General features: G+C 66.9%; 19 protein-coding genes. 13 read left to right on the top strand and 6 right to left on the bottom strand.

Going from position 1 to position 21,028, the window contains the following annotated elements; all coding sequences use genetic code 11:
* The first annotated feature begins 24 nt into the window (after window positions 1-24).
* The 5 genes from ACLQ62_RS06855 to ligD all read left to right on the top strand — a co-directional run bounded on the left by ACLQ62_RS06855 (window position 25) and on the right by ligD (window position 3,127).
* Window positions 25-585: a dihydrofolate reductase family protein gene (locus ACLQ62_RS06855; protein ID WP_411720900.1), complete on the top strand. Its 561-nt coding sequence runs from the start codon at window positions 25-27 to the stop codon at window positions 583-585.
* A gap of 76 nt (window positions 586-661) precedes the next feature.
* Entirely contained in the window at window positions 662-1,147 is a 486-nt protein-coding gene (locus tag ACLQ62_RS06850; RefSeq protein WP_411720899.1) for a DUF2975 domain-containing protein, read from the top strand.
* On the top strand, window positions 1,147-1,422 hold the full coding sequence (locus tag ACLQ62_RS06845) for a helix-turn-helix domain-containing protein (RefSeq protein ID WP_411720898.1): 276 nt from the start codon (window positions 1,147-1,149) through the stop codon (window positions 1,420-1,422). The genes ACLQ62_RS06850 and ACLQ62_RS06845 overlap by 1 nt, the downstream gene beginning before the upstream one ends.
* A gap of 50 nt (window positions 1,423-1,472) precedes the next feature.
* On the top strand, window positions 1,473-2,027 hold the full coding sequence (locus ACLQ62_RS06840; RefSeq protein WP_411720897.1) for a GNAT family N-acetyltransferase: 555 nt from the start codon (window positions 1,473-1,475) through the stop codon (window positions 2,025-2,027).
* A 47-nt stretch (window positions 2,028-2,074) separates the two neighbouring features.
* Window positions 2,075-3,127, top strand: a complete 1,053-nt coding sequence (gene ligD, locus ACLQ62_RS06835) for a non-homologous end-joining DNA ligase (protein ID WP_411720896.1) — start codon at window positions 2,075-2,077, stop codon at window positions 3,125-3,127.
* Between the two features lie 108 nt (window positions 3,128-3,235).
* Here ligD and ACLQ62_RS06830 read toward each other — a convergent pair whose 3' ends face one another.
* A complete protein-coding gene (locus ACLQ62_RS06830) occupies window positions 3,236-4,288 on the bottom strand; it encodes an ATP-dependent DNA ligase (RefSeq protein WP_411720895.1) in 1,053 nt (350 codons plus the stop codon).
* A gap of 98 nt (window positions 4,289-4,386) precedes the next feature.
* On the opposite strand from ACLQ62_RS06830, the gene ACLQ62_RS06825 reads away from it, so the two are divergent.
* On the top strand, window positions 4,387-4,824 hold the full coding sequence (locus ACLQ62_RS06825) for an MSMEG_6728 family protein (protein WP_411720894.1): 438 nt from the start codon (window positions 4,387-4,389) through the stop codon (window positions 4,822-4,824).
* On the top strand, window positions 4,799-5,674 hold the full coding sequence (locus ACLQ62_RS06820; RefSeq protein ID WP_411720893.1) for a DUF72 domain-containing protein: 876 nt from the start codon (window positions 4,799-4,801) through the stop codon (window positions 5,672-5,674). Before ACLQ62_RS06825 ends, ACLQ62_RS06820 begins: the two co-directional genes overlap by 26 nt.
* Before the next feature lie 5 nt (window positions 5,675-5,679).
* Here ACLQ62_RS06820 and ACLQ62_RS06815 read toward each other — a convergent pair whose 3' ends face one another.
* The gene (locus tag ACLQ62_RS06815; protein ID WP_411720892.1) at window positions 5,680-7,383 is read right to left on the bottom strand and encodes an FAD-dependent oxidoreductase; all 1,704 of its coding nucleotides are present in this window, start codon (window positions 7,381-7,383) and stop codon (window positions 5,680-5,682) included.
* A gap of 137 nt (window positions 7,384-7,520) precedes the next feature.
* Here ACLQ62_RS06815 and ACLQ62_RS06810 point away from each other — a divergent pair, with 137 nt between their 5' ends.
* The 4 genes from ACLQ62_RS06810 to ACLQ62_RS06795 all read left to right on the top strand — a co-directional run bounded on the left by ACLQ62_RS06810 (window position 7,521) and on the right by ACLQ62_RS06795 (window position 13,289).
* Entirely contained in the window at window positions 7,521-10,148 is a 2,628-nt protein-coding gene (locus ACLQ62_RS06810) for an ATP-binding protein (RefSeq protein WP_411720891.1), read from the top strand.
* Window positions 10,141-11,025: a hypothetical protein gene (locus tag ACLQ62_RS06805; RefSeq protein WP_411720890.1), complete on the top strand. Its 885-nt coding sequence runs from the start codon at window positions 10,141-10,143 to the stop codon at window positions 11,023-11,025. The genes ACLQ62_RS06810 and ACLQ62_RS06805 overlap by 8 nt, the downstream gene beginning before the upstream one ends.
* 55 nt (window positions 11,026-11,080) lie before the next feature.
* Entirely contained in the window at window positions 11,081-11,863 is a 783-nt protein-coding gene (locus tag ACLQ62_RS06800; protein ID WP_411720889.1) for an alpha/beta fold hydrolase, read from the top strand.
* A 64-nt stretch (window positions 11,864-11,927) separates the two neighbouring features.
* On the top strand, window positions 11,928-13,289 hold the full coding sequence (locus ACLQ62_RS06795) for a maltokinase N-terminal cap-like domain-containing protein (protein ID WP_411720888.1): 1,362 nt from the start codon (window positions 11,928-11,930) through the stop codon (window positions 13,287-13,289).
* A gap of 18 nt (window positions 13,290-13,307) precedes the next feature.
* Here the strand turns inward: ACLQ62_RS06795 and ACLQ62_RS06790 are convergent, their stop codons facing one another.
* From ACLQ62_RS06790 to ACLQ62_RS06775, 4 genes are all read right to left on the bottom strand, one after another.
* On the bottom strand, window positions 13,308-13,817 hold the full coding sequence (locus ACLQ62_RS06790) for a mycothiol transferase (protein ID WP_411720887.1): 510 nt from the start codon (window positions 13,815-13,817) through the stop codon (window positions 13,308-13,310).
* On the bottom strand, window positions 13,814-14,521 hold the full coding sequence (locus ACLQ62_RS06785) for a hypothetical protein (RefSeq protein WP_411720886.1): 708 nt from the start codon (window positions 14,519-14,521) through the stop codon (window positions 13,814-13,816). Before ACLQ62_RS06785 ends, ACLQ62_RS06790 begins: the two co-directional genes overlap by 4 nt.
* Entirely contained in the window at window positions 14,518-14,925 is a 408-nt protein-coding gene (locus ACLQ62_RS06780) for a hypothetical protein (RefSeq protein ID WP_411720885.1), read from the bottom strand. Before ACLQ62_RS06780 ends, ACLQ62_RS06785 begins: the two co-directional genes overlap by 4 nt.
* A gap of 107 nt (window positions 14,926-15,032) precedes the next feature.
* Window positions 15,033-16,214, bottom strand: a complete 1,182-nt coding sequence (locus ACLQ62_RS06775; protein ID WP_411720884.1) for a Vms1/Ankzf1 family peptidyl-tRNA hydrolase — start codon at window positions 16,212-16,214, stop codon at window positions 15,033-15,035.
* A gap of 279 nt (window positions 16,215-16,493) precedes the next feature.
* On the opposite strand from ACLQ62_RS06775, the gene glgX reads away from it, so the two are divergent.
* Window positions 16,494-18,704, top strand: a complete 2,211-nt coding sequence (gene glgX / locus ACLQ62_RS06770) for a glycogen debranching protein GlgX (protein WP_411720883.1) — start codon at window positions 16,494-16,496, stop codon at window positions 18,702-18,704.
* The gene (gene treY / locus ACLQ62_RS06765; protein ID WP_411720882.1) at window positions 18,701-21,028 is read left to right on the top strand and encodes a malto-oligosyltrehalose synthase; all 2,328 of its coding nucleotides are present in this window, start codon (window positions 18,701-18,703) and stop codon (window positions 21,026-21,028) included. Before glgX ends, treY begins: the two co-directional genes overlap by 4 nt.

Below are 21,028 nucleotides of genomic sequence, written 5' to 3'. Positions count from 1 at the left end.
CCCATCATCCGGGGAGGACGCATCATGGGCCGACTGATCTATTCGGGCATCGTCTCGCTCGACGGTTTCATCAACGACGCCACCGGCAATTTCGACTGGGCGGCCCCCGACGAAGAGGCTCACGCGTTCGTCAACGACCTGGAGCGGTCAGCAGGAACCTACCTCTACGGGAGGCGACTGTATGAGGTGATGACGGTGTGGGAAACCGTGCCGCAGTTGCCCGACCAGTCTCCCGTGATGCTCGACTACGCCGAGCTGTGGCGCTCCGCCGACAAAATCGTGTTCTCCACGTCGCTCAGCGCCGCCTCCACGCCACGCACCCGGATAGAGCGGCACTTCGACGCGGATGCGGTCGCGCGGCTCAAGCAGGACGACGAGCGGGACATCTCGATCGGCGGGCCGACTCTCGCAGCCGCCGCGATTGCCGCCGGGCTCGTCGACGAATACCGGCTGGTCGTGTGTCCTGTCGTCGTGGGGGGAGGAACGTCGTTCTTCCCCGACGGAGTCCGGGCTGACCTCGGCCTGCTGGACGAGCACCGCTTCCCGAGCGGGCTCGTCTTCCTGCGCTACGCCCCGCGCAGGTAATCCGCGCACCATCGAACGACTTGCGGTATCTACCGTTTATCGATATTTTTCTATCGAAATGGAAGAAGGCACTCTCATGGGAAAACTCCCCATCCTCGCCCTGCGCATCGTGATCGTGCTTGCGCTGATCGGCTCAGTCGCCGTCCAGGTCCTGATGATGCCCCTGGTGTGGGCGGATCTCGAAGGCACCGAAGATCGGATCCGGGTCCTGCTGATCGGCATCCTCGTCCTCGGCATCCTGACCATGCAGGTCAGCGCCGTCTGCGTGTGGCGTTTGCTGACGATGGTGCGCCGAGGTTCCGTGTTCACTCGTGCCGCGTTCCGCTACGTCGACATCATCATCGGGGCGATTGCGGCCGGTTCCGTACTGACGTTCCTTCTCGCCGTACTGCTCGCCCCAGGCGACGCGGCTCCCGGCATCGTCGGGCTCATCTGCGGCGCAGCGCTGGTCATCGCCGGCGTGGCGTTGATCGTCCTCGTGCTGCGGGCGCTTCTGGCCCAGGCTGTGGCCAGAGAGCTCGAGGCGCAGCAACTCCGATCCGAACTGAACGAGGTCATCTGATGCCCATCGTCGTCGACATCGACGTCATGCTCGCCCGGCGCAAGATGGCTGTGGGCACCCTCGCCGAGCGAGTCGGCGTCACGCCCGCCAACATCGCGGTGCTCAAGAACGGTCGCGCCAAAGCGGTCCGATTCACAACCCTCGAAGCGCTGTGCGACGTCCTCCAATGCCAGCCGGGCGACCTGCTGCGCTGGGAACCGGCAAGCTCCGCGCCCCCGGAACCAGCGGGCGGCGTCGACAGTCCTTCGCTCGGGCGCGACGCGCGAGACGCCTGACGCCGTTGCCCGCTCGAGGGCGTGTCTGCGGATGGTTCTAAGCTCGGGGCATGAACCGCAGCGAGAAGGTCAGCGTCCGGCTCGTTCCGTGGAGTGCCGCGGACATGCCGGTTCTGGAGAGAAGCAACACGCCGGAGATGACGCTGTATCTCGGCGGTCCGGAGTCGCCCGAGAAGCTCGCCGAACGCCAGACGAGATTCCTCAGATTGTGGGAATCCGGGGAGGCGCGCATGTTCACCATTCGAGTGGACGGCATCCCGGATGCCGTCGGCTCGGTTGGCTATTGGACGACCACCTGGCACGACGCCCACGTCTACGAATCCGGTTGGAGTGTTGCAACGCCCTATCAGGGCAGGGGGTTCGCGTCGAAGGGTCTCGCCGCGTGCCTGAATCATGCGGCGGACGACGGGAACCGTGACGCTCTCGTCGCCTTTCCGCGGATCGACAACGGTGCGTCCAACGCGTTGTGCCGCTCACTCGGGTTCGAGCTGGCGGGGGTGGAGGACTTCGAGTATCCGCCAGGGAACCCGATCCAGGTTCACGCGTGGCGGTTCGACCTCGCCGGCCTGCGAGCCGCGCGGAGGGGCGTCAATCACCGGTTCTGACGGACAATCGGTGACACCTGCGCGGCCTGATGGCTAAGTTGGGTGCCATGGCAAAAGACGCAGTGCTGCTTCCGGTCCCCGGCCCGAACGGCGAACGCGACGTGCGCATCTCAAGTCCGACTCGAGTGCTGTGGTCCGAACCCGGCCTCACCAAACTCGACCTTGCGTCGTACATGGTTGAAGTCGGCGATGCCTTTCTTCGCGCCAACGGCAACCGCCCCGTGTCCCTTCAGCGCTTCCCCGGGGGCATAGACGGTGAACAGTTCTTCTCCAAGAACCCGCCGAAGGGCGCGCCGGACTACGTTCGCTCCGTGCCGGTGGTCTACCCGAGCGGGCGTTCGCATCCGCAATTGGTGCTCGATGAACCGGCGGCAGCGGTCTGGGCGGTGCAGATGAACACCGTGGTCTTCCACCCCTGGCCGTCCCGCGCCGACAACTCGGACAACCCCGACCAGTTGCGCATCGACCTCGACCCGCAACCCGGGACCGGCTTCGGCGACGCCGTCCCCGCCGCGTTCGAACTCCGCACGGTGCTTGACGAAGCCGGCCTGACCGCCTTCGTCAAGACCAGCGGCAACAGGGGCATCCACGTCTTCGCTCCGATCGACCCCGTGCGTGAGTTCCTCGACGTGCGCCACGCGGTCATTGCGGCAGCTCGAGAGCTCGAACGGCGGATGCCTGACACGGTCACCACGAACTGGTGGAAGGAAGAACGAGGCGAGCGGATCTTCGTCGACTACAACCAGGCCAATCGGGACCGCACCATGGCCGGTGCCTACAGCCCGCGCGCCCTGGGTCACGCGCCGGTGTCCTGCCCGCTCGAGTGGGACGAGCTGGAGGGCGCCGACCCTGCAGCGTTCACGATTCTGACGGTGCCGGAGCGTTTGCGTACCGTGGGCGACCCGTGGGAGAACCTCCACGAAAAGCCCGGAACGATCGACGTGCTCCTCGAGTGGTGGGAGCGCGACCTGTCGAACGGCCTCGGTGAACTCCCGTTCCCTCCGGACTTTCCGAAGATGCCTGGTGAGCCACCCCGCGTCCAGCCGAGCCGGAAGAACGCCGAAAACTGGGACGGCGACGTCGCGAAGAAGAGCGACTAGTCCAGGCCGCCCCGCACCGTCAACAGGGAATGGCCGCGAAAACGGTGTGTTTGCTCCTGTTCAGCGTCACGTTCGCGGGTTCCATCCTGTTGGGCGTTCGCGGGGCGGCTAGTCCAGTACGTCGTTGAGGTCGTAGGCGATCGGCCGGTCGAGCTGTTCGAACGTGCACGAGGTCGCTTCGCGGTCCGGCCGCCAGCGGAAGAACTGAACGGTGTGGCGGAACCGCATGCCCTCCATCTGGTCGTACTGCACCTCGGCGACGAGCGTCGGCTGCAACGGGACGAACGAGACGTCCTTGCTGCCGCTGAACCGGCTCCGGTCGGTCTCGGCGCTGGTGATCGCTCCGTCCTCGTCCCTCAGCACCAACGGGGCGAGTTCGTCGACCAGTTCGAGCCGTCGCGCATTGCTGAAAGCGGATGCCCCTCCGACGTTCCGCAGGACACCGTCGTCGTCGTAAAGCCCCAGCAGCAGCGATCCGACACCGCTGCCGCTCTTGTGGACGCGGTAGCCGACCAGAACGACATCGGCGCTCCTTCGGTGTTTGATCTTCAGCATCAGCCGTTTGCCTGGCGCGTATCCGGCGGCGAGCGGTTTCGCGACGACTCCGTCGAGGCCCGCGCCCTCGAACTCAACCAGCCAGTTCCGCGCCAGATGCACGTCGGTCGTCGTCCGGGTGAGGTGCAGCGGGTGCTCTGCCTTGCCGACGAGCGACTCCAGCCGGGCCCGGCGGTCGGCGAACGGCACGTCGAGGAGGCTCTCGCCGCGCTGTTCGAGAAGGTCGAATGCGACGAACATCGCCGGGGTCTCGGCCGCGAGCAAACGGACCCTGCTCTCCGCCGGATGGATCCGTGCCGTCAGGGCCTCCCAGTCAAGCCGCTGACTGCCGACCTCGCCCGTCGGCACGACGATCTCGCCGTCGAGGACGCACGGTTCGGGCAGGAGCCGAGCGAGGGCATCCGTCAGTTCGGGAAAGTACCTGGTGAGCATTTTGGCGCCGCGGCTGCCGATCTCGACCGTCTCTCCGTCGAAGGAGATGATCGCGCGAAAACCGTCCCACTTGGGTTCGTAGCTCAGGCCGCCGTCGACGCTGTCCGGATCGGGAACCGCGTCGACTGCTTTGGCCAGCATGGGCGAGGGGAGCGCAGACGCCGAAGTTTCCATGGCACGATCCTGCCGCACTCAGCGCCCCCGCGACAGTGGCGGGCGAGCTCGTCAACCCGTGTCGCCCTGCCAGAGCCGGTGTTAGCGTCGGTGCCACTGTGCAGACGTTCCTTCCGTACCCCTCCTTCGCCGAAAGCGCCACCGTGCTTGACCGTGCCCGGCTGGGCAAACAGCGTGTCGAGGCGCTCCAGCTCCTGCGTGCCGTGACCATTCCCACCTATGGCTGGCGCAACCATCCGGCCGCGAAGATGTGGCGGGGCTACGTTCCGGCGCTCACCCGGTACGGTCTGGCGATGACGGATGCCTGGATCGAGCGGGGCCACTCCGACACGGTGCGGGAGCAGGTGCTGCTGTTCGCCCCCGAGGTGGAGATCCTCGGCCAGGACGAGATTGAACTCCCGCCATGGCTGGGCGATGAAGCCCTCCATCTCAGCCACCGCTCCAATCTGATTCGCAAGGACCCCGCCTACTACGGACCCCTCTTCCCCGGTGTCCCCGACGATCTGCCGTATGTCTGGCCAGCGCCCACCCGGTGAGGCCGCCGGCACGGTCCGGATCGGGATCTCCGGTTGGCGTTACAAACCGTGGCGGTCGGTGTTCTACCCGAAGGGCCTCGCGCAGAAGAACGAACTCGCCTACGTTGCCGAACGCATGGACTCGGTGGAGATCAACGGGTCGTTCTACGCGCTGCAAACGCCGGCGAGCTACGTGCGCTGGGCGGCGGAGGTGCCCGAGAACTTCGTGTTCGCGGTGAAGGGAAGCCGCTACCTCACCCATCTGCTCCGGCTGCGGAACGCGGGTACAGCGCTGCCGAACTTCTTCGCGTCCGGGCTGCTCGCTCTCGGACCGAAGCTGGGGCCGATTCTCTGGCAGCTTCCGCCGAATCTCGCTTTCGACCCGGATGTGGTGCGCTCGTTCCTCTCGGTGCTGCCGAGAACGACGACCGCTGCTGTGGAATTCGCCCGGTCCCACGACGAACGGCTCGATGGCCGGACCTGGTTGCAATCCGACGCGGAACGCCCGATCCGGCACTGCGTCGAGGTGCGGCATCCGAGCTTCGACTGTGACGAATTCGTCGAGCTCATGCGCGAGCAGGATGCCGGTATCGTCGTCGCCGACAGTGCCGGGCACTTCCCGCAGCTGTTCGCGGTTTCCTCGGACTTCGTGTACGTGCGCCTGCACGGGGCGCAGGAGTTGTACGTGAGCGGCTACCCGGAGGAGTCCCTGCAGGAGTGGGCGGCTCGGATCGACGGCTGGCGCACCGGCGCGAGCGTCGCCGACGGCCTGCCCCGCGACGTCTACGTCTACTGTGACAACGACGTCAAGGTCCGGGCACCCTATGACGCCATGCGCCTCCGCGAAATCGTCGCCAGCCGGGTGCGCTGAGCCGGTCAGCCTCTCTCGGCCGACCGTTCTGCGAGGAACGCGTGCACCGACGAGATCACCACCGATCCTTCCCCAACGGCGGACGCCACGCGTTTCACGGAGCCCCGCCGCACATCGCCGATGGCGAAGAACCCAGGCACGGACGCCTCGAGCGCGCCCGGTGCGCGTTCGTGAGACCAGGCCCGCCGACCCCCTTCGAGGACGACGTCGCTCCCGGTCCAGACGAAGCCCCAGTCGTCGCGGAGTACCGCCTCGGGCAACCAGTCGGTGTGCGGGGCTGCGCCGATCGTGATGAACAGAGCGTTGGAGGGAACTGTGGTCTCTTCTCCAGTGGCGCGGTGACGCAGCACCAGATGGTCGAGCCGGTCGCCGTTGCCCCCGCCCCCGACGACTTTCGTCTCGGTGAGCACGGCGACGCCGGCCGCTGCAAGTTCGTCGATGAGGTACGCAGACATGCTCGCCGCGAGGTTCGGGCTACGCACGATCAGCGAGACGGATGCCGCGTAGCGGGCCAGGTGCAACGCCGCCTGACCAGCGGAGTTTCCTCCGCCGACGACATGCGCGATCCGCCCGGTCTGAGCCTTTGCTTCAACAGCCGACGCCCCGTAGAAGACCGCTGAACCCACCCACGGGTCGAGTCCGGGGATCGCGAGCCTCCGGTACGACACCCCGCTGGCGAGAACCACCGCGCGGGAACGCACCGTGTCGCCCGGGGCGATCCTCAGCACGAACCCGTCGTCGTCGATCTCCATGCCGATGACCTCACGGGTGTGCCCGAACCGGGCGCCGAAGACCCAGGCCTGCTGGTAGGCGCGCTCGGAGAGTTCCGCACCGGAGACGCCGCGGGAGAACCCGAGGTAGTTGCGGATCAGGGAACTGGACCCCGCCTGCCCGCCGATCGATTCACGTTCAAGCACGAGAGTGTCCAGGCCCTCCGAGGCGGCGTACACGGCGGCAGCGAGGCCACCGGGGCCGGCGCCGATGATCGCGAGGTCGACGGTGTGCGACGGCAGGGTGGTGGTCAGTCCTACGGCGTCCGCAAGCTCGGCGTTGACCGGGTCGACGAGAAGCCGGCCGTCGGCGAGGCGCACCGCCGGGGCATCCGACTCTTCCCCGGTCTCTCTGGCGGTTGCTTCGGCGAGCGGGGACCCAGGGGCGGCGTAGCGGAAACGGATTCCAGCTCGTGACAGGAAGCGTCGGATCTCATGCACCCGGGGGAGCCCATCCCGGCCGAGGACGATGGCGTCCGGGGAGTGGTCTCCGGCTGCTCGCTCCCATTCGAGCAGGAACTCGGTCACGGTGCGGTGGAAGTATTCGTCCGGCGTGTGGCGGGGCTGCACAACGTAGTAGTCGATCAGAGTGCGGGTCATAGCGGAGAAGATGGCCTGGGCCACGGCGGAGTCGGTCCACGACCCCCACCGCACGACGAGCCCTCGGCGGACGTCGGGGAAGAGCCGGCGCGCGACGTCGAAGATCGTGCCGTCACGCTCGTCCTCGGTGAGGTCATCGGACAGGACGAGGGCGACCGGGTCGCCGTTCGCTGCCGCACGACGGAGCAGATCGGCTGACTCGGCGGCGCTCGCCGAGGAGAGGATGCGGTAGTTCGCCGAATAGCGTCGGCTGAGTTCGTCTGAGAGACGTTCCCTCGTGTCATCGGCGGCCGCGCAGGCCAGGATGATCGGCTCAGGTCTCGTCGAATTGTCAGTCACGTGAGACCTCCACCCGCTCGGTCCGCCGGAAACGCCGCCGGATTTCTGCGGCAAGAGTACTCCCGGGGTACGGGCTCACACCACCGGTGCGGCCGAGGGGTGGACGCGAGTGTGGGTGGCGTTTCAGAATTCCAGTCATGAATCCCTCGCGGACGATTCGCACCCCCGATCAGCGTCTGCGCGTGTTCGTCAGTTCGACGCTCAAGGAGCTGGCGCCCGAACGCAAGGCGGCGCGCACCGCCATCGAGCGCCTGCACCTGGCGCCGGTGATGTTCGAGCTCGGGGCACGGCCACACCCTCCCCGTGACCTATACCGGTCCTACCTCGAGCAGAGTGATGTGTTCGTCGGCCTGTACGGGGACCGCTACGGCTGGGTTGCGCCGGGTGAGGAGGTGTCCGGGCTGGCCGACGAATACCTGCTGTCGCCTCGGACCATGCCCAAACTGATCTATATCCGCGAGTCGGAATCAAGGGAACCGCGACTCACGGAGTTACTCGATCGCATCCGCTCTGACGATTCAGCGTCGTTCAAATACTTCTCCGAGCCGCGTGAACTTCGGGGGTTCCTCGAAGCGGACCTCGCCACGCTCCTCGCTGAACGATTCGACCAGAGCAGGCCGACCCCACCAGACGTGCCGCGCGAGACACAACCGGCCGTAGTCGACTCCGACGACGCCGTGATCCTGCCCGCCCCGCTCACCGAACTGATCGGCAGGGAGCGCGAACTCGAATCGCTCGAACGGATGCTGAGGGGCGGGTCGACCCGGATGCTCACCCTCACTGGCCCTGGCGGTATCGGGAAAAGCCGGCTGGCGATCGCCGCGGCCGACCGGGTTCGTGACGCATTCGGCGGGGGCGTGCGGTTCGTCGACTTCTCAGCGGTTCGCGACCCGGCGCTCGTCCCCAGCACGCTCGCCCAGGCGCTTGGCGTTCAAGACATCGGTGACACCCCGGTGATCGAGAAACTGGTGATGGCGCTGCGCGCTCGCCGCCTGCTGCTCATCCTCGACAATTTCGAGCAGATCGTTGAGGCGGCGCCCACCCTGACCCACCTGCTGACGGCCGCACCCGACCTGACTCTCCTGGTCACCAGTCGTACGCTCCTCCGGGTGTCGGTGGAGCACAGCTTCCCCGTCGGCCCGCTCGCGCTGCCCGGTACGGGGGCGGGGATCGACGAGGTATCCCAGGTGCCGGCTGTGACGCTGTTCGTCGAGCGCGCGCACGCGGTCAAGCCCGACTTCGAATTGACCGCCGCGAACGTGGCCGCGGTCGTCGGCATCTGCACAGCGCTCGACGGGGTTCCCCTCGCTCTGGAGTTGGCGGCGGCGAAGGTGCGGGTGCTGTCACCGGCGGCGATGCTGGAGCGGCTCGATCGGCTGCTCGCATTCCTCGGTGGTGGACCCCGCGACCTGCCTGCGCGGCAGCAAACCCTGCGGCAGACCATCGAGTGGAGCACCCAGATGCTCGGCGACGATGAAAAGAACCTTCTTGCGACGATCGGGGTGTTCGAGGGCGGTTTCTCGCTCGAGGCGGTCGAGAAGGTGTGGGACCCGGACATGCGTGCCGACACCCTCGGCGTTCTCGGTACTCTCGTCGACAACAGTCTCGTGCGGCAGCAGGACCGGGGGGATCGGTCCTACTTCTCCGTGCTTGCCACCGTGCGCGCGTACGCCCTGGAGCAGCTCGAATCGGCTGGAACACTGGCCGAGATGAAGGAACGGCATGCCCGGTTCTTTCTCGGTGTCGGGGTGGACGCGGAAGCTCAACTCGAGGGACCGATGCAGCGGGAGTGGATGGTGAGGCTCACCGACGATCGCGACAATCTTCTGGCGGTCGAGCGGTATCTGCTCGAGCGGGAGGACTGGGACCGTGCCGCCGAATTCGTGTGGACGCTCTACATCTTCTGGTGGGTCGGCGGTCACCATGGCGAGGTCCGCCGATGGATGGAGTCGGTCCTCGCATCCGGCGCCCCGCTCGCCGACCTCACCCGTGCTGTCGCGCTCTACTACACCCGAGCGATCACCTTCTGGCAGGACCCGGACGGGCAGGTGGTGCCCGGACTCCTCGAAAGCGCTGAACTCTTCCGCCGAGCAGGCGACCCACCAGGTGAGGCCCTGACCCGGATCTCCCTCGCGCTTGCACTGCTCGCAGCGAGGGAGCCCGACCCGGCCGGGGCCGCCGCGCACCTCGAGTCGAGCCTCGCAATCTTCCGCGACACCGGAGACAACTGGGGGGAGGCGATGGCGCTCGTCGCGCTCGGACGGGTCGCCCTGCTGCAACACGACGTTCAGGACGCCCTTGAGCGGTTCCAGAACAGCCTGACCCTCGCCCGGAAGCAACGGGAGCAACTCGGCGAAGCCATCGCCCTGCACCACCTCGGCTGGGCGCAACTTCTGCTCGGATCACTCCCGGATGCACAGACCTCGTTCGACGAGAGCCTCAGCCTGTCGCTGGCGGCCTCCCACGACGAGGGGATCGCCTACGGGCTTGAGGGCATGGTGGCGACGTCCGCTTCCCGCGGCGAGCTTGAGCGGGCTGGTCGCCTGCTCGGAGCTGCGGAACGGCTGCGGGAGCAAAGCGGTCTCTACAACGCACCCTCGTTCTCCTTCCACCAGCAATGGGTCGGGCAGATCCTCGCGAGCGACGGAGCCTCGTTGTTCGAGCAGGCCAGGGCGGCCGGCCGGACACTTTCGGCGCGTGCAGCGGCGGAGGAAGCCCTGCGCCTACCCGCCCACGTGACATCCGGAGGAGCAGGCCATGGTTGACCGGGAACAATCCCACTCGGGAAGAAACCGCACGCCGCCCGCCCGCGGTGATGACGGCATCCGACCACTCACCACAGCGGTCTCCGTCTTCGTACTGCCGTTCCTCGCGGCTGCCGTCGTGCTGCTGTATCTTTTTCCGGCGGACACCGAGCGGCTGTTCGCATGGACCATTCAGCCGCCCCTCACCGCGATGGTGCTGGCATCCGCCTATACCGGTGGCATCTGGTTCTTCGTCCAGGTTCTCCGGCAGGGTCGGTGGCACCGGGTTCGGCACGGATTCCCCGGGGCACTGCTCTTCGCGACGCTCCTCGGTGTCGCTACAGTGCTGCATTGGGATCGCTTCCACTTCGGCCACATCTCGTTTCTCACCTGGGCGACGCTCTACCTCATCACCCCGATCCTTCTGCTCGCCGTCCTGGTCGTCAACGGGCGCGCGGACCGGGGCAGGCCGGATGCCATCGACACGACGATTCCCTGGCCGGTGCGAATTCTTCTCGCCGCCTTCGGCGTCGCTTCGCTGGTGACCGGGCTCGTGCTGTTCCTCGCGCCGCAGGTGGCCGTCGGCTCGTGGGCGTGGGATGTGACGCCGTTGACGGCTCGGGTTGTCGGAACGGTGCTGACCCTTCCCGGTACCGTGCATCTGTGGCTGCTCCTCGACTCCCGGTGGAGCGCATTTCGTTGGATGTTCCAGGCGCAACTGGTCAGCCTGGTGTTCCTCAACCTCGCCGTTGCTCTGTCCCGGGAGCAGCTCCTCTGGGCGAACCCGGCCACCCTGCCGGTGGTGGCGACCCTGCTCCTGTCACTCGTCGCGTACGTGATCCTGTACCTGTTCTGCGAACGCCGCGCTCGCCGAAGCTCCAACGCCGGGGCATTGTGACGAGACATCGATCGTGCCAGTGTGAACGCTGTCACCACCATCACCAGGAGTACGAATGACGTCGTTCGCCACCTCCGCCGACGGAACCCGCATCGCCTTCGACCGCGAGGGCAGCGGGCCTGCCATCATCCTGGTGGGGAGCGCCAATCAGTTCCGTGCCTTCGACACAGGGACCGCCGAGGTCGCCCGCCTCCTGGCGGAGTCAGGCTTCACGGCGATCACCTACGATCGTCGTGGTCGCGGTGAAAGCGCGGACACACTGCCTTACGACGTGGACCGCGAGGTGGATGACATCCGCGCGCTGATGGACGTCGTCGAGGGATCGGCGGCGCTCTACGGGAGCTCCTCGGGCGCCGTCCTCTGCCTGTGGGCCGCGGCGGCCCTGCCAGGGGTGACGAAGCTTGTGCTCTGGGAACCGCCGCTCGACCTCGAGAGCGACGGCTCGAAAAATCTGGCCGGCCTGCAGGAACGCCTGGCGGCTGGCGACCGCGAAGGGGCGGTGGCCTTCTTCATGCGTGACATGCCGCCGCCGTGGTTCGAGGGGGCGAGGAAAAGCGCGGCCTGGCCCACGTTGCTGTCGATCGCCCACACCCTGGCCTACGACGCCGCGGTTCTCGAGAAGGCGGAACGCGGAAGAACCATGCCGGCGGAGTGGGCCGCCGTCACCGTGCCGACGGTCGTTCTTCTCGGTGAGGAGACCCAGCCGATCTTCCCTCCTGCGGCCGACGCCATCGTCGCGGCCCTGCCGCACGCCACCCAACGGCGGATCGACGCGCGCAACCACGGCTGGGAGCCAGCGGTCATGGCACGGGAGATCTCGGAGTTCCTCACAGCGTGAGAGCCGCTGTCAACCCCGAGGCCCGACGGCGGACCGAAGTTCGCTGGGGTAATAGTCTTCGTACATGTCTTTGCTGACGAGCCACCTCGACCTCATCGCCCCCTGGCTCGGATCCCAACGCTGGTTCGCCAGCAAGGGCCGCCTCCCCGAACTCGAACTGATCGGCAGTTGGCAGATCCCTGCCGCCGATGCCCGGGTGCACACGCACCTGATCATGGACCACAGTGCGACGGTTCCCGTGCTCTACCAGGTGCCTGTCACAGAGCGAGAAGTGCCGCTCGACGACGCCGACGAGGCGCTGATCGGCACGTACCCCAACGGGGACGACACCGTGTACCTCTACGACGGACCTCACGACCCCGCCTACGCTGAAGCGCTGCTGCGCATGATCACCGGAGACGCCACAGCGGTGTCTGAGGGGGCGGATGCCACCGGGCGTGCCTTCGGGAACGTCGACGTGACCTCGATCCTCGCCGCGCGGGTGCTCACCGGCGAACAGTCGAACACGTCGATCATCTACCGCGTCGTCACCCCCGACGGCCCGCTCCGGGTGATCTGCAAAGTGTTCCGTGCGCTGCACCATGGCGAGAACCCTGACGTCGTGCTCCAGTCCGCGCTGGCTGCTGCCGGTTCGAACAGCGTCCCGCACTCGATCGGTTGTGTCGAGGGGGAGTGGAACGACGTCGGACAGCCCGGGGGGCGGGCCCGCGGACACCTGGCCTTCGCGCAGGAGTTCCTGGCCGGCGCGGAGGATGCGTGGCGCTTCGCGTTGCGTGCCAGCGAAGCCGGCGTCGATTTCACCGCGGACGCCCACGCCCTCGGCGTCGTGACGGCCGAGGTCCACCGCACCCTGGCGTCGTCCTTCGGAACCCGCGCGCCGTCCGCTCAAGACATCGCTGAGACGCTCGGCAGCTGGCAGTCACGCCTGCAGGTCGCCATCGACGAGGTTCCGGCCATCGCTGAGCTTCGCGGTTCGATCGACGGGCTCTATTCCGCGGTCGGCGACCTCGACTGGCCCGCGCTGCAGCGGATCCACGGTGACTACCATCTCGGTCAGGTGCTGCTCGCCGACGGTCACTGGATCCTCCTGGACTTCGAGGGCGAACCGATGCGTCCGATGCTCGAACGATCCCGGCCGGACTTCGCCCTGCGCGACGTCGCCGGGATGCTTCGCAGCTTCGACTACGTGGCCGGTTCACTCGGGAGCACCGATCAGGCCGCTGCCTGGACGAAAGCCTCCCGGCGGGCTTTCCTCAACGGCTACATCGAGGAATCCGGCACAGACCTCCGTGCCCACCGCGAACTCCTGGACGCGTTCGAGGTGGACAAAGCCGTCTACGAAGCCGTGTATGAGGCACGCAACCGGCCCGACTGGTTGTCCATCCCGCTGACGGCGCTCCGGAGACTCGCGTCTCGAAGCCGCTGATCGGCGGTCGGTGTTTCCTCAACGGCGCTGAAGCACGCCGCGGATGAACGCCGCCTGTCCGACGTGTTCGAGATCGTCGGCGAGCACGCTCACGAGCCGGACGCCGAGCGTGACAGCAGGGGTCCAGTTCTCGTCGACGATCCGGTCCAGTTCGTCCTCCGACAGCCCGGCCACGAGGTGCATCGTTCGGTCGTTGACCTCGTCGAAATAGCCGAGCAGAAGGTCGGGTGATTCGACGACAACGGCGGCGACGTCGTCGCTCGAGTGACCGTAGCCGGTGTCCGCTGGTGACAGCGGGAGGCGGAACCGGTCGACCCAGCCCGCTGAAAGCCAGATCTGGTCGGTGTCGAGGATGTCGGCGATGTGGTCGTCCTGGATCCGGGTGAGGTGCCAGATGAGCCACGCGATGGAGTTGGCATCGGTGTCGATCCGAGCCATCAGCATCCGTGCATCCAGCCCGTTCACGACGCGGTGAACGCTACCGGAGACTCTGCCGAACGCATCCGTCAACAGCTCTGCACTGGTCATGATGACCTCCCTTGGATCCTCGAGTAAGACGGTTCGCGCAGCCGGCGGGCCCACGGATACCACTCTGCGCCTGGCAACGCATGGCTCACCGGGTCGTACCGGTCCGGAGTGTCGAGTGGGCTGTCGGCGGAACGGCCCAGTTCGAGCACGGCGAACGGATGCCAGCGGCCGGTCGGCGTCGCTGAGTACAGGCGCAAGCGCCAGGTCGTGCGTTCCAGCGCGGCTGCGAGGTCGGTCAGCCCGGTCGGGAGGTCCTCCGGCTCGATCGTGCGGGCGGCGAAAAGCACCGGGCCGCGGGTCGAGCGATACGGGAACAGTGTGGTGAATCGGGCGCGGGAGGGGGAGCGTTGCATGGCCAGCCAGAATCGGGAGGGCACGCCAAAACCGGTTGATGCGAACACGACATCCGCGGCGCCGGCCGGTGCGGCCAGTCGGACAGCGAGCCCGATCACGTCGGGCAGCGGAGAAGGGACGCCCAGCGAGCGGGACGCGCGCGCCGAGACGGCGATCTCAGCGGCGGGCGGGGAGTCGAAGAAGGGCAGACCGGTCGTGCTGTCGGTGAAAAAGCGCACGGTTCCGGTGAGCGCGACCCCATGCGGGTGGATCGGCCGTGGATGCCGCAACCGCTGCAGCAACCTGAAGCCTTCGGCCAGGAGGCGGCCGGCGACGGCCGCCGGGGTGAGCTGCTTGTCGGTATCGGTCACCGCGATGCTCCCTCACGTCGACCGACCTGCAGAGCCAGCGCGACCAGCGGCACCTGCAGAGGCAACCGCGCAAGGGCGATCAGCCGGACCGGCAGCGGTTGCCGGCGAACGACCCTCACCGTGCGCAGATTGGCGGGGAAAACGGCGACGAGGAAGCCGGCGGCGAGAAGCCCTCCGAGATTGCGGGACCGGCGGGACGCGATCAGGGCTGCGAGCAGCAACTCGGCCGCGCCGGACGCATACGTCCACGAACGGCTGGAGCCGGGCAGGCGCCGGGGAACGATCGGGTCGAAGATCTCCGGACGGAGGAAATGCATAGCGCCCGTCACCGCGAACATGCCGGCCAGAACTGCCGCGGGGACGAGCGCCCGGGATCGGGCCCGGGCACTTCGGAACGCAGGCATGGAGCCACAGTATGGGCAGACACGGGCGGAGGCAATGGCGATCCGCGGCTCAGCTTCGCACAAGCAGTCGATTTCGCCGTTTGGGCCGCTCCCCGTGCCATGTGACGTTACGGGATCGGCCGGGATCCGCCGGGAACGGCGGGACCGGTCGGCCAGCGGAGCACGGCCGCAACGCCCGTTTGCTGCGGCAGCCCACCGGGGTCAACGAACATCAAGCGGGAGTCGGCGACCAGCGCCGCCCTCGCCAGGGCGAGGGCGGCTGGCACCGAATCCAGTACCGCAACGCCGAGTGCATCCTCCGGTGCCGAAGCCACCCACGGTTCGGAGGCCAGCGCGAACAGTGTGCGATCGCCGAGTGAGTCGAGATCGAAAAGCATGGTCTCGACCTGCCCCTGCTGAAGAGAGTGAAGCACGGCACCGACTCCGACGGCGCCGTTCTCGAAGTCACCGGCGGAGAGCCGGTCGATCGCGGCGCTTTCGTCCTTCGCGCGCAGCTCGTCGAGCTTGGCGGCGACGTGTTCGTCGAGCGCGTCCCGCGACGAACCTGCTGCCCTCACGTGGGTCGCCACTGTCGATGTGATCTCTCGCGACGCCGGTGCGAGTTCCTCCGAGAGCAGCTGCACGGCTCTGACGTCGCCGGCGAGGACGAGCAGCCGCGGTCGCAGCTCTCGAACAAGCGCGTCGACGGCTTCGGCCAGCTGGTTCTGGTTCTGCTTCCAGATCTCCTCGGAGTGGTTCTGGTACCGGCTGTGCGACCAACCGCCCGCCTGCACCTTGTTCAGGCTGTCCGTCCGCCCCTGGACGTCCTCGTGGTGCAGGGTTCCGTTGTGGCGAGCGCGGAATGCCTGAATTTCACCGCCCTCGCGTCCGGCCTCGACGATGAGGTAGAGCGCGTCGTTGTTCCGGTCGATCAGGAGGGGAAGCAGGTTCGGAACGGGCGAGAACGTCACGATCTCAGGGGATGCCATGGGTCCGGCCAGGATTTCGTTCACGGCCGGTTCACCATCGGTGACCACAAGGAATCGGGAACACGGGCCGCCGACGCCGGTCGGTTCGGCGAGAATCCGGTCGATGGCGGCGCGGTCAGCCGGCGGAGCGCCAGCTGCGGCGAGCGAATCCTGGATGACCTGCCTGTGTGTTTCGGCATCCTGCCCCGAGCCGTCGAAAAGCTTGGCCGCGTCAACATGGACGACGCTGGAGGGGGTCTGGCGACGCCACAGGGCGGCCCATTGTTGAATCTGCTCCGCTCGGATGTCACGAGTCGTGTTCTCGGTTGGTCGGTTGGCCATGATCTCCTCCTCGGTGGGCGCGAGATACACCAGGCGTCGAACAGGCCGGCGACCGCGCCACGATGTAACGATTGCTTCAATGAAACTCTCGGAGCCGGAACAGCACAAGACCTGCTTTCGCGAGTCGTCGGCATTGGCATAGCAGAGTGCGATCGGTCTATCATCCGACGCCGGAAAAAGCCAGCGACCCGCGTCGAAAACGTCCCCCGGGGATCGACAGCTTAGATTTGTACCGGCGCCGTCCGCATGTTCGCGGGGGGACGTCTAACAAGGAGATCGATGGAAATCTGGCCCGGAACCGCCTATCCGCTCGGTGCGACCTACGACGGAAGCGGCACAAATTTCGCCGTCTACAGCGAAGCCGCACACAAGGTCGAGCTCTGTCTCGTCAATGAGGAGGGCGGCGAGGAAACGAGGATCGAGCTGCGGGAGGTCGAAGCTTTCATCTGGCACTGCTACCTCCCCGAGGTGCAGCCGGGGCAGCGGTACGGCTATCGCGTGCACGGCGACTACGACCCCAGCCAGGGCAAGCGGGCCAACCCGAACAAGCTGCTCCTCGACCCGTATGCCAAGGCGACCTACGGCACGAACGACTGGAGCCAGGCGCTCTTCGCGTACAACTTCGGCGACCCGGACTCTCGCAACGACGAGGATTCCGCCCGGCACACGATGCTCAGCGTCGTGGTGAACCCGTTCTTCGACTGGGCTGGCGACCGGCATCCGCGCACCCCGTACAGCCAGAGCGTGATCTACGAAGCCCATGTCAAGGGCCTCACCCAGTTGAACGAGAACATCCCGGAATCCCAGCGCGGAACATACTCCGGTATCGCCCACCCCTCCACCATCGAACACCTGCAGAAACTGGGCGTCACCGCGATCGAACTGATGCCGGTGCACCAGTTCGTGCAGGATTCCACCCTGCTCGACAAGGGGCTGAGCAATTACTGGGGCTACAACTCCATCGGTTTCTTCGCCCCGCACAGCGCCTACTCGTCCACCGGCGAGGACGGGCAGCAGGTGCAGGAGTTCAAGGGCATGGTCCGGTCGCTCCATGCGGCCGGAATCGAAGTCATCCTCGACGTGGTCTACAACCACACCGCCGAAGGAAACCACCTCGGCCCGACTCTCTCCTTCCGAGGCCTCGACAACGAGGCGTACTACCGCCTCGAAGAGAACGACAAGCGGTATTACACCGACTACACCGGCACCGGGAACACCCTCAATGTGCGCCATCCGCACTCGCTGCAGCTCATCATGGATTCGCTGCGCTACTGGGTGACCGAAATGCACGTCGACGGCTTCCGTTTCGACCTCGCCAGTGCGCTTGCCCGTGACTTGTATGCCGTCGACCGGCTGTCCACCTTCTTCGAGCTCGTACAGCAGGACCCCATCGTCTCGCAGGTGAAGCTCATCGCAGAGCCGTGGGATGTGGGTCCCGGCGGGTACCAGGTCGGCAACTTCCCGCCGCAGTGGACCGAATGGAACGGCAAGTACCGTGACACCGTTCGCGACTTCTGGCGTGGAGAACCGTCGACGCTCGCGGAGTTCGCCTCACGGCTCACCGGTTCCGCCGACCTGTACGAGCACTCCGGCCGGCGCCCGGTCGCATCGATCAACTTCGTCACCGCCCACGACGGCTTCACTTTGCGCGACCTCGTGTCGTACAACGAGAAACACAACGACGCGAACGGTGAGGACAACAACGACGGCGAGTCGCACAACCGGTCCTGGAACTCCGGAGCCGAGGGTGACACCGACGACCCGGCGGTGCTCGGGCTCCGCGCCCGCCAGCAGCGGAACTTCATCGCGACGATGCTGTTGTCGCAAGGAGTCCCGATGCTCCTGCACGGCGACGAGCTCGGCCGGACCCAGAAGGGCAACAACAACGGCTACGCGCAGGACAACGAACTGACCTGGGTGCACTGGGACCAGGCTGACGCGCCGCTCGTCGAATTCACCTCCGCCGTTGTGCGGCTGCGGAAGGAACACCCGGTGTTCCGGCGCAGCCGCTTCTTCGACGGACGCCCGGTCCGCCGAGGCGAGGGGGAGCCGCTCCCCGACATCGTCTGGCTCAACCAGGATGGCGAGGAAATGCAGCCGGAGGACTGGGACGAGAATCTCGCTCGCACCGTCGGCGTGTTCTTCAACGGGCAGGGCATCCGAGAGCGTGACGCCCGGGGCCAGGCCATCACCGACGTGAATTTCCTGCTGTTCTTCAACGCGGGTGCCGAAGACGCGGAGTTCACACTGCCGCCAGAGGAATACTCACCGGCGTGGGAGATCGTCGTCGACACGGCCGGGGAGGGGGCGGACTCCGTGCCTCGCCCGGCCGGAGCTCAACAGCCCGTCGCAGCACGATCGCTCATCGTGATGCGGGCGTACAGCGCGCCTGAAGCCGAACCCGACCACTCCGTCGCGGCATCGCTCGCCGTCCTCAGCGGGTCACAGCTCACGAGTTCGACCGAAGTCAAACCGGGAGCGCTTGCATGAGACTTCCCCTCTCGACCTATCGACTGCAGATCCGCGAGAGCTTCGACCTGAACGACGCCGGTGTGGTCACCGACTACGTGACCTCACTTGGCGCCGACTGGCTCTACCTGTCACCGCTCCTTGTCGCGGAACCCGGCTCCGACCACGGCTACGACGTCATCGACCACTCCCAGATCGACCCGGTTCGCGGCGGTGCCCGGGGGCTGGCGAAGCTCGCGGATGTCGCCCGCTCGGCCGGGCGCGGCATCCTCGTCGACATCGTGCCCAACCACATGGGCGTCGCGACCCCGTCAGCCAACGCCTGGTGGTGGGACCTGCTCACCCATGGGCAGAGCTCCCGGTACGCCGGGGCCTTCGACGTCGACTGGGTGGCTGCGAGGGGAAAACTCCGCATCCCCGTGCTCGGCGATGGTGACACCGAGCTGGATGCCCTCGAGCTCGTGGACGGGCAGTTGCGCTACTACGACAACGCCTTCCCGCTGGCACCGGGGACCGCGGACGACGGTGCCGATGCCCGAACCGTGCACGACCGGCAAAACTACGAGCTGGTGAACTGGCGGCGGGCAGACGCGGACCTCAATTACCGCCGGTTCTTCGCGGTGAACTCGCTCGCAGGCATCCGGGTCGAAGTGCCCTGGGTCTTCGCCGAATCCCATGCAGAGATCGTCCGCTGGGTGCGTGAGGGACTGGTCGACGGAATACGGGTCGATCACCCGGATGGCCTCGCTGACCCGGGCGGATACCTCGATGCGTTGCAGGCAGCAACCGGCGGGACCTACGTTCTTGTGGAGAAGATCCTGGAAGGAAAGGAACAGCTTCCGCCGAGTTGGGCCGCCGCCGGCACCACTGGATATGACGCGCTCGGCGACATCGACCGGGTTCTCGTCGACCCTGCAGGCAAACTCGCGCTCGACGCGCTCGAGGGGCGGCTTCAGGGCACGCCTGCCGACATCGACGCGGTGTGGCCCGAACTGATCTACGAGAGCAAACGGCACATCGCCGACGGGATCCTGCGCTCCGAGGTGCTTCGCCTGGCCCGGCTGATTCCCGAAGTTCCGGGAGCAGACGATGCCCTCGCAGAACTCCTCGCCGCCTTTCCCGTCTACCGGTCGTACCTCCCGTTCGGCGCAGAACACCTGCACTACGCCGCGCGAACGGCGGCGGCCCGGCGCCCCGACCTGGCTTCCCGTGTCGATGCCCTCGTGTCCGTCCTCGCCGACCCGGAGCATCCCGCCGCCGTGCGATTCCAGCAGACATCGGGAATGGTGATGGCCAAAGGCGTCGAGGACACCGCGTTCTACCGCTTTTCGAGGCTCACATCCCTCAACGAGGTCGGAGCGGAGCCCGGTGAGTTCTCGATCGACGTCGGCGAGTTCCACACCCGGCAACAACACCGGCAGGCGGTGCTCCCGGCGTCGATGACCACTCTGTCGACGCACGACACGAAGCGTGGTGAGGATGTCCGCGCCCGCATTTCCGTGCTGGCGGAGATTCCCGCCGAATGGGAGACGGTACTCGACGAGCTGCGCTCGATCGCGCCGCTCGACGACGGGCCGTTCGAGAAACTTCTGTGGGAAGCCGTGATCGGTTCCTGGCCGATCACCCGGGAACGACTCGACGCGTACGCCGAGAAAGCGGCTCGGGAAGCCGGGACATCGACCACCTGGACGAAACCGAACGAGGCGTTCGAGGAGAAGATGCACGCGCTGGTCGCCGCCGTCTTCGACGACGAGCGAGTGAACGCTATTGTCACCGGCTTTGTGGAGCGAGTGGCCCGGGCGGGCTGGTCCAACTCGCTCAGTGCGAAGCTGGTGCAGCTCACCGCCCCAGGCGTCCCGGACGTGTACCAGGGCAGTGAACTGTGGGAGACGTCGCTGGTCGACCCGGACAACCGCCGCCAGGTCGACTTCGGCATCCGCCGCGACTACCTGGCCCGGGTCGATCGGGGCTGGCTGCCGGAGGTCGACCAGACCGGAGCCGCCAAACTGCTCGTCACGTCGCGCGCGCTTCGACTGCGCCGGGACAAGCCGGAGTGGTTCTCCCGGTACCTCCCTGTTCCGGCCTACGGGAGCGCAGCCGACCACGTCGTCGCCTTCGACCGGGGTGACACCGTGACGGTGGCCACGAGGTTGCCGCTCGGGCTGGAGGCTGCTGGAGGCTGGGGCGACACGACGCTCGAGCTCGCCGGCCGCCCCTGGCTGGACGCCCTCACCGGCGAACGCTATCCGGGCGGCACGGTGCGACTGGAAGAGCTGCTCCGGCAGTATCCGGTGGCACTGCTGGTCGCCGACGATTTCGACGATCACCGAGCGATGGGGGACTGA

The organism is Mycetocola sp. (assembly GCF_046716805.1).
Taxonomy (GTDB): Bacteria; Actinomycetota; Actinomycetes; order Actinomycetales; family Microbacteriaceae; genus Mycetocola_A.
Note: the sequence above shows the minus strand (reverse complement) of the source record. Positions and strands in the feature narration are given on the sequence as shown.